This window comes from Flectobacillus rivi (assembly GCF_030056655.1).
In the GTDB taxonomy this organism is placed as follows: Bacteria; Bacteroidota; Bacteroidia; order Cytophagales; family Spirosomataceae; genus Flectobacillus; species Flectobacillus rivi.
The window spans coordinates 394,974-411,547 of sequence record NZ_JASHIE010000003.1 but is presented as its reverse complement, the minus strand read 5'-3'; the positions used below and the strand labels follow the sequence as shown (position 1 = coordinate 411,547).

Below are 16,574 nucleotides of genomic sequence, written 5' to 3'. Positions count from 1 at the left end.
AACAAAAGAAACTTTTACCAATGTGAAAAACTCCATTTTTATAAATTAAGCCTATGAATTAATAAAGATTGATAAACCAAAACTATGAATGTCTAAACTTTAACTATTTTCTATGAAAGTGAATGAAAATATACCTCGTGATGAAGCTCTTTTAAGTGAATTATGGTTGCGATTTAAACAGGGAGATGGAGAGGCTTTTGACCAAATTTTTGCTTTACGCTATCGCGAGCTTTTTAATTACGCCACTCGCTTCACCAAAGACCATGAGTTTATTAAAGATTGCTTACAAGATTTGTTTCTCGAAATGTGGTCGCATCGTGAAGGATTAGTTGAAAATCCTTACGTGACGGTCTATTTGATTAAGGCGCTTCGAAATAATTTGTTTCGAAAACTGAAGCTAGAGAAACGACTTGGTGCACCCACAGACCTCAATGACGAACTTTACTTTTTAAGTGATGGTCAATCTATGGAATCAGAATGGATAGCCGCCGAGTTGTTGGATGAAAATGAACAAAGTATTCGTCAGGCGATTTCACAACTCTCGAAGCGACAGCAAGAAGTAATTTTTCTGAAGTACTACAAAGGGCTTTCCAACGAGGAAATAGCCACAATTATGGATATTGAAAGACAAACTGTTGCTAACTTTTTGCATCGTTCGCTCACGAATCTCAAACGCAGTTTGTTAATGGTGGCAGAGTTTTTACTACTTCCATTTATCAAGTTTTTATATCTAGAATTTTAACCTAATTACATTTCTTTGACTTTACACGCTTGCAGTGTAACCTCCTCCTTATGTCTTTTTGTTGACCGAAGCTTTGCTTTGGTTATTGTCGTTTTAGCTAGTTTCATCAAAGAAACCCTTGATGTTAGACTGAGTCGTGAACGTAAAAAGCACTACTTACGATTCAGTAAGGGTACTTTTTATAGCCTACCAACAGTAAAAGGAGATTAATAATTTATAAGGTCAATTTTTTTACAAAAAAAATCATTACAAAAGGGTATCAATAATTCAATAGCTACTATATCATACAAGAAAGGCTAATAACACAATTTTATCTATGCAGAATTATATAGAATTTACGGTAAAAGATTTCATGTTAGATGATGCCTTTTGTCGATGGGTAATACAGAACTCAGAAACGGATAATCATTTTTGGAACAACTGGTTACTTGAAAATCCACACCAAATCAAAAATGTAGAGACTGCCAAAGAAATTATTAAGAAGATACGTGCCGCCCATGAAGAAATTTCAGAAAGCGATTTGAATGTTGAAATTAGAAGATTTTCCGATAGTCGAAAACTGTTGTCTGTGACACCTCAAATAGATTCACCAAAAGGACGTTTGATCGATTTTACCAAATTATGGAAAGTAGCTGCCGTATTTTTAGTAGGAGTTTTTGGGGTAATATATCTGTCCAAGCAGTCAGGTTTTGATGAGTTTAGTTTTCAGAAAACCGCATATAAAAAACGAACTGACGACAAGAAAGAGGTATTAGAAGAAGTCATTAACGACTCCGAGAATACAAAACTTGTGGATTTACCTGATGGCAGTCAGGTAACGCTATCAAAGCATAGTCGTGTTAGTTATCCCAAGGCTTTTTCGACCACACAACGAGAAGTTTACTTGAGCGGAGAGGCTTTTTTTGAAGTAACCAAAAATCCTCATAAACCTTTTGTGGTTTATGCCAATGAGCTAGCTACAAGGGTTTTAGGGACTAGTTTTACAATTAGTTCTTATGATAAAGAAGAAGAGGTAAAAGTGATCGTCAAAACAGGAAAAGTAGCAGTTTTTCCTTTGAATAACGAAGATGAAGTATTAGAAAAAAAGCCAGAGGTAATGCTTACTCCCAATCAGAAGGTGGTTTTCAACCGAGTGGATAACCAAATGAAACGGTCGATTGTCGCAACTCCTGAGCCTCTCAAAAGTATCGTGCCAACTAGTAAATACTTGGTATTCGAAAATACACCTGTTACACAAGTTTTTGAAAAACTGTATGAACTGTATAACATTCCAATGGTGTACGATAATACATTAATGGTCAATTGCCGAATCACGGCAGAACTTGGAAATCAACCATTATTTGAAAAGCTCGATTTGATTTGCAGAGCAATCGATGCCAAATATGAAGTGATAGATGGACAGATCGTGATTCATGGAAAAAAATGTAACTAGCCTTCAAATAGTTCTATACCAGTTTCATTACCCATTTCAACAAAAAAGTCGAAGGTGTAGCAGCACCTTCGACTGCGGTTTCCCTACATGTTGCGCTAACAACTTCCGACCTACGCTAATAGGTTGGGCAGGGATTTTTTTGCTAAAACTTAACAAAAGACAAAACAAGTTATGAAAAAATTTACGAAACAAATTAAGATTTTGTTGAAAATCATGCGCTTTTCTCTTTATCAAGTTCTGTTAATACTCTTTTGTACAACCTTTGCGATTGCACACAAGAATCATGGGCAAGAGTGTTTGAACCAAAAAATTGTTCTTCATTTGGAGAATAAACCTTTGGATATGGCTTTACGTCAAATCAAAAAAAATGCGCCTGTGAGTTTTATCTATAGTCCTCAATTGATTGGTTCTGAACGAAATGTAACAATTGTGGCACAGAATGAATCCATTAAAAATGTGCTGTTTAAACTCCTTGCACCCCTAGGCATCGATTATGAAGTTTCTGGAAACACCATTATATTGAGTAAGGCAAATAAGGCTCTCTTTACCTCAATGCTTTCGTTGAGACCTATGTTGATTGATTATATTTATGAAAAATCAGTAACAGGCTTGATCTTGGATGAAAAGAACCAACCAATGCCTGGTGTAAATATCTCGATTAAAGGAACTTCAAAGGGAGTATCTTCAGATGCAGACGGTAAGTTTTCGATACAAGTACCCAATAGCAGTGCTGTGTTGGTGTTTTCGTTTGTGGGCTACAAAACGCAAGAAGTTTCGGTGGGCAGTCGCTCAAAAGTTGAGGTCATAATGCAAGTCAACAACCAAGCGCTAGACGAGGTTGTAGTGGTAGGTTATGGGGAGCAAAAAAAGGAGAGTGTAGTCGGGGCTATTACTACGGTGAAAATGGCTGACATTAAATCTGCCGCTCCACGCTCCTTGAATAATGCTTTAGCAGGTAAAGTAGCAGGGGTAATCGCAGTTCAACGAAGTGGCGAGCCTGGCTATGATGACGCCCAATTTTGGGTACGCGGTATCAGTACTTTTGGTGCTGGTGCTTCGCCACTGGTATTGGTAGATGGGGTAGAAAGACCTATTAATAATATCGAACCAGAAGAAATAGAGTCTTTTTCAGTCTTGAAAGATGCCTCGGCAACGGCAGTTTATGGTATTAGAGGTGCCAATGGTGTAATCTTAGTGACTACTCGTAGGGGAACAAATGATAAGCCTTCCATTAGTTTTAAGTATGAGACAGGCTCAAATTCGCCAACGATGCTACCACAAATGGTGGATGGACCAACGTATTTGAATCTTTATAACGAAGCTCAGTTAGCTTCTAACCCTAATTTTGTCACACCATATACTCCTGAGATTATTGCCAAATACGCTTCTGGTGCTGATCCTTATCTTTATCCTAATGTAAACTGGATAGATTTATTGGTGAAAAAAAATACACCTACCAAACGTGCCAATTTGAATATTTCGGGTGGTTCGCCGAATGCTAAATACTTTGTGTCGGCAACATACTACGATGAGGAGGGAATCTGGAAGGGTGATAATCTTAACCGTTACAATACCAATGCAGGATTGAAACGCTATAATTTTAGAGCAAATACCGATGTGAAGTTGGGTAAAACTACTGAATTAAAACTTGGCTTGGGTGGTATTTTAGTAACCTCTAATTACCCAGGAGCCTCGGCTGGTTCTATTTGGGGCGACGCACTATTCAACACACCCGTAGGATACTCACCAACTTATCCATACAACAATCCCGCAGGATTTGTATATGGGGGTGTAAATGGCATCACGAATCCTTATCAATCATTGACTGGTAAAGGTTTTGCCACAGAATGGCGCAATAACATTCAATCTGATTTGACCTTGGTACAAGACCTATCGGATATCACTCAGGGTTTAAAAGTATCTGGAAAGTTTGCCTTTGATGGATATAACTATCATTTTATTCAAAGGTATCGTTCGGCAGTAGATACTTATACCGCTCCAACCAGAGACGCCAATGGTAACTTATTACTGACTAAGTTGGTGAATGGAAACGCTGATTTGGGCTTTGCAAAATCTTCTGGTGGAAATAGACGTATATACATGCAAGCTAACTTGAACTATGACCGAACCTTTGGCGGACATACGGTAAGTGGATTGATTTTGTATAATCAGCAAGATTATCAAAATGCCGATGCTACCGATGCTATTAGCTCTTTGCCGTTTAGGTTGCAAGGTTTGGTAGGTCGCTTGTCTTATAGCTATCAATCAAGATACTTTCTGGAATTTAACGCAGGGTATAATGGTTCGGAAAACTTTGCCAAAGGACATAGATTTGGGTTTTTCCCTGCTGTAGCAGCTGGTTGGGTTGTTTCACAAGAACCTTTTTTCAAAGACAATGATGCTATTCAGTATCTCAAAGTGAGAGGGTCCTACGGACTTAAAGGAAATGATCAAATTGGCGGACGCCGATTTGCTTATCTCACTACAGTAGGCGGTGGAAATGGAGGCTATACTTTTGGACAAGATGTCAATAATGGTTTTGGAGGTAGAGGAGAAGACCAATGGGGGGCAGATTTGACATGGGAACAAGAAACTGAAACTAACATCGGTCTCGAACTACGCTTCCTCAGAGGTTTTTACCTACAAGCAGATGTTTTTAAGAGAATCAGAACGGGCATTTTTATGCAAAGAAATTCATTGCCAGCTATTTTAGGACTTCAAAATAACCCATGGGGAAATATCGGCGAGTTTGAAAATAAAGGAATTGACGCCAATATGGAATACAACAAAAAAATTGGCAAACTCAACCTTGGCCTGAAAGCAAATGTAACTTATGTGAAAAATACACTCCTCAATGACGATGCTCCCGACTATAAATATACCTATCAAAATAGAAGAGGAAAGAGGTATCAACAACCATTTGGTTTGATAGCAGAAGGATTGTTTAAAAGTGAGGACGAAATTACAACTTCTCCTAAGCAAACTTTTGGACCAGTTAGAGTTGGAGATATCAAGTATAAAGACGTCAATGGTGACGGATTAATAGATTCGTATGATGAAGTAGCCATCGGAAATCCTCCAACGCCACAATTGGTTTACGGTTTCGGAACAACACTTGGTTTTAAAGGCTTTGATGTTTCTGCATTTTTTCAAGGTGCAGGTACTATGAGCTTTATGTTGGGTGGTGTTGGTTTTTACCCTTTTGCTGAAGGTGGTTTAAGAGGTAACGTTAACGTAAATGCTTTGAGCCGCTGGACGCCAGAAAATCCAAGCCAAGATGTAGTTTTTCCTAGACTATCTTTTGGCACAAACTCTAACAATTTCCGTTCGTCATCATGGTGGTTGAGAGATGCGACGTATCTACGCCTAAAGACAGTCGAAATAGGATACACGATTCCGAAAAAACTTACTAAAAAACTGAAAGTGAATACTTTACGCTTTTATGTTGCAGGGTTAAACCTATTGACTTGGAGTGGATTTGATTATTGGGATCCAGAGTTGGGTAACGGTCGCGGAGCTGTGTACCCGATTCAAAAAAATATCAATGTTGGAGTAAATATCAGTTTGTAGGCTATTACAGACCACAAATGAAAAAAACAATTTGTTCCAAATCTAATGCTAAAACTCATTCATGATAAGTAGTAGGGAGGATTAAAATAATAGTATGTCTGTGGTGTAATCTAGTCGTAATGTTTTGATTATGAATTGCTTCAGAAAAAGAATTACTATTAACAACTTCTTACTTGGCTAAATTTTATCGAAATATCATTATGAAAAGAATCTCTATATTTCTTCTATTGGTCATAAGCGCATTGTGCATTTCGTGCGATGATTTTTTGGATAAACAACCCGATGATATGCTTACAATCGATGCGGTATTTACCACCCGATTGGAAGTAGAAAAGTACCTTGCCAATGTGTACAGCTATCTGCCCGATCCTGCCGACCCTTATGCAAACTTTACACCTGTTTCTGATGAGGGAGATTTTGTGTGGACTACCATTGGCGCCAACTCTATCAATACAGGAAACTGGGGACCTACGTCAATCCCTTATGACCGTTATGCCTATTATTACAAAGGAATTCGAGCCGCTTCGGTTTATATTAATTCAGTAGAAAAATGTGCCGAGTGCGAAGGTGTAACCGCTGGTATCAATGTCCGCACGAAGGCAGAGGCAAGAGCATTGCGTGCATATTACTACTTTTTGTTGCTAAATCAATATGGACCTGTAGTTTTACTACCCAATATTATACCTGTAGATGCCTCCTTAGCTGAGACAACCAAGCCTCGTAATTCTTACGAAGAGTGCGTAAAATATATTGTTGATGAATTAGATTTGGCAGCGAAAGATTTACCAACTGTTACTGAGAGTGTAATTGATTATGGTAGAATGGATAAAAGGGCTACTATGGCAATTAAAGCTCGTGTGTTGCTGTATGCAGCGAGTCCTTTATTTAATGGAGATAACCAAGATTACGCTAGTTTCAAGAATACAGATGGCAAAGCCTTGATTACGAATACGTATGATGCCAATAAATGGAAATTAGCTGCTGATGCAGCTAAGGCGGTGATTGATTTAATGCCAAATGGTTTGTACAAAAAGCTTGACGCTTCGGGTAAATTAGACCCTTATGCTTCATACAGAGACGTATTTATTGATCGTTGGAATAGTGAAGTGATTTGGGGACGTCCGAGTGCTAATACCAACAAATGGACAGTGCATGCTGCGCCAAGACAAATGAAAGGTTGGAACGGTTTGGGTGTAACCCAACAAATGATAGATGCCTATCACATGGCCAATGGCAAACGTATTGATGAAGCTGGCTCAGGATATGTAGAAACGGGTTTGTCTACAACAGACACTAAATATACCAAGGCACTGGACTGGAATATGTATCTCAATCGTGAACCAAGATTTTACGTAAGCATACTTTATAACCACGATACATGGGTGTTTACAGGTGCATCTAGTACACCAATACAGTTATACGCAACAGGAGCTTCTGGAAAAAATGGCTCGCATGACCATACTGAAACAGGCTACTTGTTGACCAAGTTTGTGAGTCCTAATAGTGATGTGCCCAACAACAGATATACAACCCAATCTTGGATTTATTTTAGATTGGCCGAAATGTACCTGAACTATGCGGAGGCATTAAACGAATACAGTCCAAACAATACAGATATTGCTAAATATGTCAATCTGGTGCGTGAGCGTGCAGGTATTCCAGCCTTGCCAACGGGATTGTCCCAAGCGGATATGCGTGAGCGTATTCGTCACGAACGCCGTATTGAACTAGCTTTTGAAGAACATCGCCTATTTGACGTGCGTCGTTGGAAAACCGCGGATAACACTCAAGGTGGACCTATGTATGGGATGAATGTCAGTAAAGGCACAAGTTTTACGGACACAGAATTTTACCAGAGAGCAATATTCGAAACTCGTGTATTTGAGAAAAAACACTATTTCTGGCCAATTCCACAATCGGAAATAGACCGAAATAAGCAAATGGTTCAAAACCCAGGCTGGTAAGAAAAAGTATTCAATTAAGAAATACGAATTAAGTTAGCGGCAAAATTAACTTTGTCAATTATATAACATCGATAAGCCTGTTTATTAGGATTTTTACAGAACCCAATCTTTTATCAGCTCCGTAGGAGTGACAGTTTGGTAGTAGTGAATCTATTTCCTGACCTATTAAAAGAGCGCCGTAGGTGCGACAGATTTCTAGCTTTTAGCTTTCTGTCGCACCTACGGCGCTCAAAAAAGGTTTTTCTCAAGACTTATTGCTACCAAACTGTCGCTCCTACGGAGCTTTTACAAATGGAAACACGAAAATTTTCGTTTATTCAAGCTTAACTAGTTCCAGACTATGTCTCGGACTAGCAATTGCTTCAGTTTCAAAACTGTTTTAAAAAAATAAGTCCAAGACTATTCTGTTTATAGCATTCATCTATATCCTATTAACTAATAATACATTTTCGGTTACAACTATATGCGTTTTTGCTACATGATTCCATGGGGAAAACCTGAATTTTGGGAATCAATTTTAAAGCAAAAACTAACATGAAAGTATTCGTAACAGGAGCTACAGGATTTATTGGCTCGGCAGTCGTTAATGAACTATTAGGAGCAGGACATCAGGTTTTAGGACTCGCTCGTAATGAAACATCTGCACAAAAACTCATCAACGTAGGAGCGGAGGTTCATTATGGTGATTTGAATGATCTAGATAGTATTAAAAGTGGAGCGCAATCTGCTGATGGCATTATTCATTTGGGTTTTATTCATGATTTTACTCGATTTGCAGAAGTTTGTGCGATTGATAGACAGGTCATCGAAACCATCGGTGAAGCTATCATGGGGACAGAAAAACCTTTCCTTGTCACTTCAGGAACAGCAATTGTTGCTCAGCCAGAAATAGTTTCAGAACACCAGCGTATATCGCCTACAAGTCACAATCCAAGAATTGCTAGTGAAATAGCGGTCGATATCATTGCAGAAAAAGGCTGTAAGGTAGCTGTTGTCAGACTACCACCTTCGGTGCATGGCGAAGGAGATTTACACGGTTTTGTGCCGATTCTTGTTAATTTAGCGAGAGAAAAAGGAAAGGCTGGCGTGATAAATGGTGGACAGAATGTTTGGCCTGCGGTGCATCGTTTAGATGCCGCTCGCGCTTTTCGATTGGCCTTAGAAAGTTCTTGGCCAAGTGGGACACGTTTTCATGCTGTAGCAGAGCAAGGTATTGAGATGAAAACCATAGCAGGCTTAATTTCCCAGCATTTGGATGTCCCATTAGTGTCGTTATCGACAGAGGAGGCCGCAGAGTATTTTACTTGGTTTGTGCATTTTGCTTCGTTTAACAACCCCACTTCTAGTGAAATTACCAAAGCAATGTTAAATTGGGAGCCTACAGCTCCAAGTTTGATAGAAGATCTCGAAACAAAGGTTTATTTTCAGTAATAAAGTCTTAAAATCATGCAAAATACGTTGCCCAACAAGATAAAAACCATTTCGGAGTTTCATCAACTTCGAGGATTACCTCAGCCCAAACATCCTTTGATTAGCGTGGTTAGATTTGAGGAATTTCAGGCTTTACGTGAAAAAGGCACAGAAATCTTATTATTCGATTTTTATGCGATTTCATTGAAAAGAGGAATGAATCATCATTACAAATATGGGCAACGTAATTATGAATATGATTTTAATAATGGGATAATGTTCTACATGGCACCTAATCAATTGTTGAGTGTAGAAGTAGACGACCCTGCTAGTCGTCCTAACGGCTGGATGTTGATGATTCATCCTGATTTTATTTGGAATACCTCTCTGGCTACAAATATTAAGAAATACGACTTTTTTGACTACTCTGCCAATGAAGCACTTTTTCTTTCTGAGGATGAGGAGGCTACTCTTAATCAATTGATTGTCAACATACAAAAAGAGTATAATAACCCCATAGATACTTTTAGCCAAGCAATTATTATTTCTCAACTAGAGACACTTTTCAATTATTCTGAAAGGTTTTATCAGCGCCAGTTTATTACTAGACAAAAAGTAAATCATGAAATTTTGGTTAGACTTGAAGATATTTTGAATGAACAAATAAAGGATGAATATTTGCTTTCACAAGGTATTCCCACTGTTCAAGATATTTCCGAAAAACTGAACGTTTCGACAGGCTATCTACGGAATTTATTGAAGCAGCTGACAGGACTTAGTACCCAACAGCATATTCATGAAAAACTCATCAGTAAGGCTAAAGAAAAACTATCGACAACCAATCTGACAGTTTCTGAAATTGCCTATCATTTAGGCTTTGAACAACCACAGTCTTTTAGTCGATTATTTAAAAACAAAACAAATCAAAGTCCTTTAGAATTTCGAGAAAAATTTAATTAAACGTCAGTCCTAAATATCAAGGTAGAAAAGTGAGCCATAGGAGTAGCAAGGATTTTGACATCCATTTGGTGATTTGAGATTGAGTGATTAATTTTTAAATCTACGTTTCATCCGTAGAGACGCAATGCTTTGCGTCTAAAGATGTGTCATTTGGGAATATAGCATCAAAAACATGAGTCATCCCGAATTTTTAGAATTGGGATTATTCTCCAAGTTTTTATCAAAAAAGCGGTCGAAAAATATTTTTTCGACCGCTTTTTTGATGCTACTACGCTAGATATGACTTGGCTTAAGACGCAATCATTGCGTCTCTACTGGTGGAATACAAATTTTTACATAATCACTAAATCGCTAAATTCAGGATGGCTCATGTTTGTTTTTACCATTCAAGTTTGGCTTTTGTATCTGCCAAAATATCTTCCAACGCTTTACCCAATTCTCCGTTGACAATGCCATTTTCAGGGGTAAAGTTCTCGTAAAACTTAGGTAATGGAAAGGTATTGATAATTTCAGCACCAAACATAGGTAATATTTTAATGGCTAGTCCAAGGCTGTTTTGTCCCCCAAAACCGCCAGGAGAGGTGGACAAAAGTAGAATTTTCTTACCTTTCAAAAAGTCATATTGCACTCTTGATGACCAATCAATGAGACTTTTGAAAGCTGCTGTCATACTTCGATTGTGCTCTGCCATTGAGATAATCAAAAGATCTGCGAGTTGTACAGTCGAAATAAAATCCTGCACAACCGCAACGTATTGAGGTTCTTTTTCTATATCAACCGCGAAAGCAGGTAACGGAAAACTATTCAAATCCAGTAAGTTTATATCATGTCCCTCAAAGCTTGAGGCTACAAAATGGGCAAAAGCTTTATTGATAGAGGTTTTACTAATAGAAGCACCGAAAGCGACAATATTCATTTGATTGCGGTTTAAAGGGTTTATGGTTTAGTTTTCTCAAAAATACGATAGAAATTTCTAAATGTTCTATCTTGATGAATACATTTCGTCCTTTCCAACAAACCTGCGTCAGCAACAAATCAACGTGATACTGCTTTAGATATTTAGCTAGTTGCTAACTGATATTTACGAGGATTAATATATCTTAAGGTTGGAATTTTACCGAAGTCAGAATCATTATCAGAGAGTAAAATCAGGTCATAACACATAGCTGTTGAGGCGATAGTTGCATCTGGTAGTTTTGCCTTATACATTTTCCTAATCTCAATAGTCTGTTGCACAATTTCTTCCGATATCCAAAATTCTTGGCAAGCATCAATAAAAGTATTAATTGATGCCAAAAGGTTTTGATTTTTTGGTGCGAAACTCAAAAGTTCTATTCTAGTAATTACAGAAATGTATGCCTGTCCATTATCAAGCACACGATCAAGTAACGTAAGTCCGTGTTCTGAAAGAGTTTCCTCAAAATATTTAGATACAACATTTGTATCAATTAAATATCTCTTTCCCATTCGTTTCTGATATTGTCAAAATGCTTGTGAATTTCTTCTTTGTCTTTATCATCAATATTTTTCCAAGTCCCTCGTAAACTTCCTTTTAATGTACGAGCAGGAACTAGGTTACTTTCCACAGTAGTTTGGTCATTGACTACCTCCTCAGTAAACATGACAAAGACCTTTACTTTATGGGTAAATTTGGGCGTTTCAGTCAATATGATTTGCCCATTATCGTAAACTCCTTCTACGGCTGTAAGCATAATTGTTTCGTTTTAAGGTTACCCAAATATAACATTTTTTCACCATTGTTAATGTTATCCATCACAAACTTGCGTCAGTAACAAATCAACTTGATACTTTACTAGAAAACTCAAAAGAGGGCAGCATTATTTTTGAGAAAGCGCTTTTCTAGCATCTAAGGCAAGCTCATGACTAGTAAAAAATGGTAAAAACCCTTTTTTGAAGCCTGTAACATGGGTTAGGAAAAAGCCATAAACCCCATTGGTTTTATCAATCCATGGATACGCGCCTGCCCATGAAGGACTGCTTAGGAGAGTGGCTTCTCCTTGAGTATTCACTTCTTCTCGCCATTCACCTAAGCCATAAATATCTGTTTCTTTTCGACCTCTTGCCCGCTCGACAAATTCTCCAACTTGAACTTTTGCATTTTTTATTTGGTCAGATTGCATAAAGTCAATGGTTTTTTCAGATAAAATCCTTTTCCCTTTAAATACCCCTTTGTTGAAAATCATGGATAGAAAATTGGTATAGTCCTGAAGTGTCGAGCGAGCGCCACCGCCCAACATGGGCGCATGTCCTCCCGCTGAATCGACTGGGGTAAAATGGGTCTGAGTCATTTCGAGAGGATGAGCGATTTTTTCTTGAAATAATTTTTCCCAACTTTTACCTGTTGCTATTTCTGCCATTCTCCCTGCAACCTGCATTGCTAATCCTCCATACTTGAATTTTGTTCCTGATAAAGTATCGGCAGGTAATGGAAGAATGTTTTCAACAGAGCTCTTTAAGTCCTGCGATATATCGACAGGGTTGCCTTGAGGTTGATAATCAGGATAGCCAGCAGTATGTGATAGAAGTTGCGCTAAAGTCGCCTCACCTTTGGTATCCTTAAATTCGGGAAGCCAGTGGTTTACCTTATCTTCCCAATGTAATTTCCCTTCGTCGACCAAAACCGCAATCGTTGCGGCTGCCAACCATTTGCCAGCAGAGGCAATGAATACAACTCTATTTTTGTCATAATTTCCAAAATAGGCTTGGTAAATCTTTTTATTTTTTTGAAAAACAACGATTGAAGCACCATCATAATGACCACTGTCTACCCAAGTTTGAATTTTTTGTTGAATAGGTACAAAGCGCTTGGGTGTTTTCTGAGCAACAGCTGACCCAAAACACCCGCACAAGTAAAGAATAATAAGGATTTGTTTCATAGAGTGTCTTATTTTTCGATCCAAAAATTTTGTTCAATAGGCTCGGCAGATTGTACTTTTCCAGCAATGCCATATTGCCAAGCCACAACGGTTACTTTGATAGGCATTTTTGATTTTGGGGGAATTTTGGTGAAAATTAACTGCTGATTTTTGATGAATGCAGGACCTTCTTTTACATAAAAAAATACAGGAAGTCCCGCATTTGAAGTTGCTGTTAGAGATACAAAGCGCACCTTCTTTTTAACGTTAGACATAGCTTCAAAAGAAATCTTTTGTGCTATACCTTGTGTATTTTGTAAGGGAAATTTTAGCTCAAATTGCTGTACGGCTGATTTATAATTCTCATCACCTTCGTTATGTGCCAATAGCCAAATCACATTGCTCCGTTTTTTGTTGTTAAATCCCATGCGGTAAAAACTGATTTGGAAGGTAGTATCATCTAGTTTTTTGGCAGGACCACAAATACGGTCTATCATAATCGGTGTTTTGGCGTGATTGATGACAACTGTAGTTTTGGTAGTATCACTAAAAAAAGCTTTAAAACGAAAACTAATACCATCAAACAAAGGCTTGAAAGTTGGTTGATATTGAGCATGATTTTTGGATGGAATAAGTATTTTTTCTTGCTGAATTAAGCCCAAATATTGCATTTTTTTACTTCGAGCTTTTGCATAAAATGCTTCAGTGGCTTGGGCATGTTCTTTGTCAAAACACCAAGATGCTGTGTATCTATTTCCTGTAAATTGCGAATATGGACGTGCTGGAGCAATAGGCAAGGAGTCTTTTCTCCAACGGTCAATCAACCAACCATTTTGGGGATATACAGAACGTAGTGCTTCACCGTTTTTTTTCGGAAGTCGATATTTAACAGCTTTTTCAATAAATAATCCCACATAGTTGACCATGGATTCATTATAATCAAAATGCCCATGTCCAGCGTCTGCAAAGAAAGTAATAGGCGTTTTGGGATGTTTGGATACATATTGAAAACCTGGTTCGATTCGTTTTTCCCACCATTCGTATTCGCCCATAATAAACAGACTTGGCACGCCCTCAATCGTTCTATTTTCCCAATCTGGATTAGCTCTGCCATAGCCAGTTAGATTGGTTTGGGGGGTATCGCCATGAACAGAAACTATGGCTATAGTTCTGGCAGGATTCCACGCACCAAAATTCCAAGGGTAAGTCGCCATAGCTGAGTGCCCCAAGGGAATAATCGGAGCATTCGATAATTCGGTATATCCCGAAACTTTGGCAAGAGCATCCATCATGGTTTGAAAATGCTTTGGAGCATCTTTATGAAAATCGAAAGGAAATTCTAAAACTGGTGTAACCCAAACTTCGGCAAGACCTAACTTGGTAAGCTTTTTCCTGAAATTTTCGTTTTCTAACATGCCTTCTTCTATCATGTTGTGCATGCCGACCACTACGCCTTTCACTTCCTTACAATTCTCAGGAATCCACAGAAATGCTTGAGGATTGGCGTTGGTTTCCTCGCTAATGAGTCCTTCTACGGGAGCTGACCATTGCCAAACTTGTGCGTGTGTATGGGTAGAAAAACCGATAAATAGTAGAAAAAAAATGATGAGTATTTTTTTCATAAAAGAATGATAATCTAATAGTTATTCATGAATCATATCCCAGTACACCACATATCGTTCTCGATGAATATTGTATAGTGGTTGTAAAATAATGCCTTCAGCCTTTGTTTTGAAGGTCAAAGCCTCGTTGGGAACCTTCTCTATCGTCGATGTTATGTTTTGTGGATTTAAGTGTAAACTGGTAATAATATCCGCAGGAATATGGTATTGATATTTGTAATAGTCGTTGTACACACTCGGATCAGAATAGGGGGCAGGGCTGTTCATTTGGGCAGTACCCATTTTACCTGCTAGTACGATTGGACCATACATGATGGCAACTTTGTTGGCGTTATCGTTGGTGGATTTTAGACTAAGCTCCATCGGAAACTCCACTTCGATGATGTCGTTGACTTTCCATTTTTGTGATAAAGAAATGTATCCTCCTGCAAGATTTTTGAGTTTTTGTACCTTTCCATTTAATTTCACTACCACACTTTTAGCCCAAGACGGATAACGAATTTTGATTCCCAAAGGCTGTGTGGGTGCTGCTGTAATCGTGAATTTAGTTTGTCCATTTTGAGGGAAAATGGTTTCTTGTTTTAGGCTAAAGTTTTGTTCTTTCCAATTTAATTCGGAAGAAATAAATAAGTTGACAAGTACCGAATTGGCATCATGATAATAAATACCTTCACCATACTTCGCATGGTTTTCGAAGCCACTTCCCACACAGCACCAAAACGAATTTTCGGGAGTGCTATACACTTTATGCGCCCCTGCCAACATTGGAAGAAAGTAGGCCACCATGCCCGTAGCGGGGTCTTGTTGACCGAGTATATGATTGAATAGCGCTTTTTCGTAATAATCCGCATATTTGACATCACCCGTATGCGTGTATAAATGGCGTGTCAACTTGAGCATATTGTAGACATTGCAGGTTTCGCCAGTGTAGCCTGAAAGGTGTTTGGAAAGTTCGTCGGACTTAAAAAAATGTTCTTTGTCGCTATTACTTCCTGTGGCAAAAGAATGATGATTGATTACGGTATTCCAGAAAAATGCTGCTATGGTATCGGCATCGCCTTTTCCTACAATTTCATAATTGCGAGTCAGTCCTAATAGTTTGGGAATAAAAGTGTTGGCATGTTTGGGGTCAAGCACATCTTTTCCCTCTTTTAATGGGTCAATGGTTTCGTTGTGATAAAAGAACTCAGCCAGCCATTGAAATTCTTTTTTCCCCGTAATAGCATACAAATTATAGAAAGACTCATTAATCCCCCCGAACTCGTTACGAAGCATGATACGTCGTTGTTCAGGCGAAACAGGTTGGAGTTTTTTGTACGCCCATAAGCCCATCTTTTCTGCTATTGATAGCGCTTGTTTGCTGTCACAATACAAATATTGGTCTATTAGTCCTGCATAGATTTTGTGTAAAGTGTACCAAGGCGCCCACACGCTTTTACCAGCCAAATTTCGATTGATTAATTCTTGAGGAAAAGCACTCAAATAGCCCTCTTGATTCAAGGCGGTTTGCACTTCAGCGAGCCCTTTGACTAAAGAATCGGCTTTAAGTTTGTAATAATCATCACCCGTTTGAGCATACATCAATGCCAATCCAGATAACAAATGCCCAGTGGTATGACCTCTCAAATCACAATCGAGCGATTCCCATCCACCATATTTCTTCATGGCAAAATATCCACCTTCATTGGCAGTGTAAACACCTGCATTGTTTCTGAAACTATGAAGTAGTCGTTTGGTATCCAGTTGCTTAATCCATGCTTGTTCACGGAGCATATTTTCTTTAAAACGCCCATCTAACAAACGAATTTGATGTAAATCAAAAGCCTGAATAGGAGAGGATAACTGGTCGTGCAGGACAAACTTGCTATGGTGCTGACCGGGGTAGTGAGACTGAGCCTCAATGGAGTATGAAAAAAGCGAAGCTATTCCAAGAATAAAAAATCCTTTTCTGAACATAGTTACAAGGTTTATTTTCAGAAAAGATGAGTTGACGACCTA

12 protein-coding genes are annotated in these 16,574 nt (G+C 38.4%); 6 read left to right on the top strand and 6 right to left on the bottom strand.

The genetic code is table 11. The features are described 5' to 3' along the window. Positions 1–112: 112 nt before the first annotated feature. From QM481_RS06025 to QM481_RS06000, 6 genes are all read left to right on the top strand, one after another. The gene (locus QM481_RS06025; protein WP_283381067.1) at positions 113–742 is read left to right on the top strand and encodes an RNA polymerase sigma factor; all 630 of its coding nucleotides are present in this window, start codon (positions 113–115) and stop codon (positions 740–742) included. A gap of 316 nt (positions 743–1,058) precedes the next feature. Beyond that, the gene (locus QM481_RS06020; RefSeq protein WP_283381066.1) at positions 1,059–2,174 is read left to right on the top strand and encodes a FecR family protein; all 1,116 of its coding nucleotides are present in this window, start codon (positions 1,059–1,061) and stop codon (positions 2,172–2,174) included. 171 nt (positions 2,175–2,345) lie between these two features. Continuing rightward, entirely contained in the window at positions 2,346–5,744 is a 3,399-nt protein-coding gene (locus tag QM481_RS06015) for a TonB-dependent receptor (protein WP_283381065.1), read from the top strand. A gap of 200 nt (positions 5,745–5,944) precedes the next feature. After that, positions 5,945–7,708 (top strand): RagB/SusD family nutrient uptake outer membrane protein, encoded by a 1,764-nt coding sequence (locus QM481_RS06010; protein ID WP_283381064.1) that lies wholly within the window; start codon positions 5,945–5,947, stop codon positions 7,706–7,708. 534 nt (positions 7,709–8,242) lie between these two features. Beyond that, positions 8,243–9,139 carry an SDR family oxidoreductase gene (locus QM481_RS06005; RefSeq protein ID WP_283381063.1) on the top strand — a complete coding sequence of 299 codons (897 nt, stop codon included), beginning with the start codon at positions 8,243–8,245 and terminating at the stop codon, positions 9,137–9,139. 15 nt (positions 9,140–9,154) lie between these two features. After that, the gene (locus tag QM481_RS06000) at positions 9,155–10,078 is read left to right on the top strand and encodes a helix-turn-helix domain-containing protein (RefSeq protein ID WP_283381062.1); all 924 of its coding nucleotides are present in this window, start codon (positions 9,155–9,157) and stop codon (positions 10,076–10,078) included. Positions 10,079–10,457: 379 nt separating this feature from the next. Here the strand turns inward: QM481_RS06000 and QM481_RS05995 are convergent, their stop codons facing one another. The 6 genes from QM481_RS05995 to QM481_RS05970 form a co-directional block, all read right to left on the bottom strand. After that, positions 10,458–10,994: an NADPH-dependent FMN reductase gene (locus QM481_RS05995; RefSeq protein ID WP_283381061.1), complete on the bottom strand. Its 537-nt coding sequence runs from the start codon at positions 10,992–10,994 to the stop codon at positions 10,458–10,460. 143 nt (positions 10,995–11,137) lie between these two features. After that, complete coding sequence (locus QM481_RS05990; protein ID WP_283381060.1) at positions 11,138–11,545, bottom strand: type II toxin-antitoxin system VapC family toxin; 408 nt, start codon at positions 11,543–11,545, stop codon at positions 11,138–11,140. Continuing rightward, on the bottom strand, positions 11,527–11,790 hold the full coding sequence (locus tag QM481_RS05985) for a hypothetical protein (RefSeq protein WP_205691005.1): 264 nt from the start codon (positions 11,788–11,790) through the stop codon (positions 11,527–11,529). Before QM481_RS05985 ends, QM481_RS05990 begins: the two co-directional genes overlap by 19 nt. Positions 11,791–11,916: 126 nt before the next feature. Then, positions 11,917–12,975, bottom strand: a complete 1,059-nt coding sequence (locus QM481_RS05980; protein ID WP_283381059.1) for a serine hydrolase domain-containing protein — start codon at positions 12,973–12,975, stop codon at positions 11,917–11,919. A gap of 8 nt (positions 12,976–12,983) precedes the next feature. Further along, positions 12,984–14,576 carry a hypothetical protein gene (locus tag QM481_RS05975; protein WP_283381058.1) on the bottom strand — a complete coding sequence of 531 codons (1,593 nt, stop codon included), beginning with the start codon at positions 14,574–14,576 and terminating at the stop codon, positions 12,984–12,986. 21 nt (positions 14,577–14,597) lie between these two features. After that, complete coding sequence (locus QM481_RS05970; protein WP_283381057.1) at positions 14,598–16,532, bottom strand: glycoside hydrolase family 127 protein; 1,935 nt, start codon at positions 16,530–16,532, stop codon at positions 14,598–14,600. Between the last annotated feature and the right edge of the window lie 42 nt (positions 16,533–16,574).

Bases quoted from the DNA above. Each gene is read 5' to 3' on its own strand.
- QM481_RS05990 (WP_283381060.1), bottom strand. From the start codon at position 11,545: ATGGGAAAGAGATATTTAATTGATACAAATGTTGTATCTAAATATTTT.
- QM481_RS06000 (WP_283381062.1), top strand. From the start codon at position 9,155: ATGCAAAATACGTTGCCCAACAAGATAAAAACCATTTCGGAGTTTCAT.
- QM481_RS06010 (WP_283381064.1), top strand. From the start codon at position 5,945: ATGAAAAGAATCTCTATATTTCTTCTATTGGTCATAAGCGCATTGTGC.
- QM481_RS05980 (WP_283381059.1), bottom strand. From the start codon at position 12,975: ATGAAACAAATCCTTATTATTCTTTACTTGTGCGGGTGTTTTGGGTCA.
- QM481_RS06015 (WP_283381065.1), top strand. From the start codon at position 2,346: ATGAAAAAATTTACGAAACAAATTAAGATTTTGTTGAAAATCATGCGC.
- QM481_RS06020 (WP_283381066.1), top strand. From the start codon at position 1,059: ATGCAGAATTATATAGAATTTACGGTAAAAGATTTCATGTTAGATGAT.
- QM481_RS06025 (WP_283381067.1), top strand. From the start codon at position 113: ATGAAAGTGAATGAAAATATACCTCGTGATGAAGCTCTTTTAAGTGAA.
- QM481_RS05985 (WP_205691005.1), bottom strand. From the start codon at position 11,790: ATGCTTACAGCCGTAGAAGGAGTTTACGATAATGGGCAAATCATATTG.
- QM481_RS05995 (WP_283381061.1), bottom strand. From the start codon at position 10,994: ATGAATATTGTCGCTTTCGGTGCTTCTATTAGTAAAACCTCTATCAAT.
- QM481_RS05970 (WP_283381057.1), bottom strand. From the start codon at position 16,532: ATGTTCAGAAAAGGATTTTTTATTCTTGGAATAGCTTCGCTTTTTTCA.
- QM481_RS06005 (WP_283381063.1), top strand. From the start codon at position 8,243: ATGAAAGTATTCGTAACAGGAGCTACAGGATTTATTGGCTCGGCAGTC.
- QM481_RS05975 (WP_283381058.1), bottom strand. From the start codon at position 14,576: ATGAAAAAAATACTCATCATTTTTTTTCTACTATTTATCGGTTTTTCT.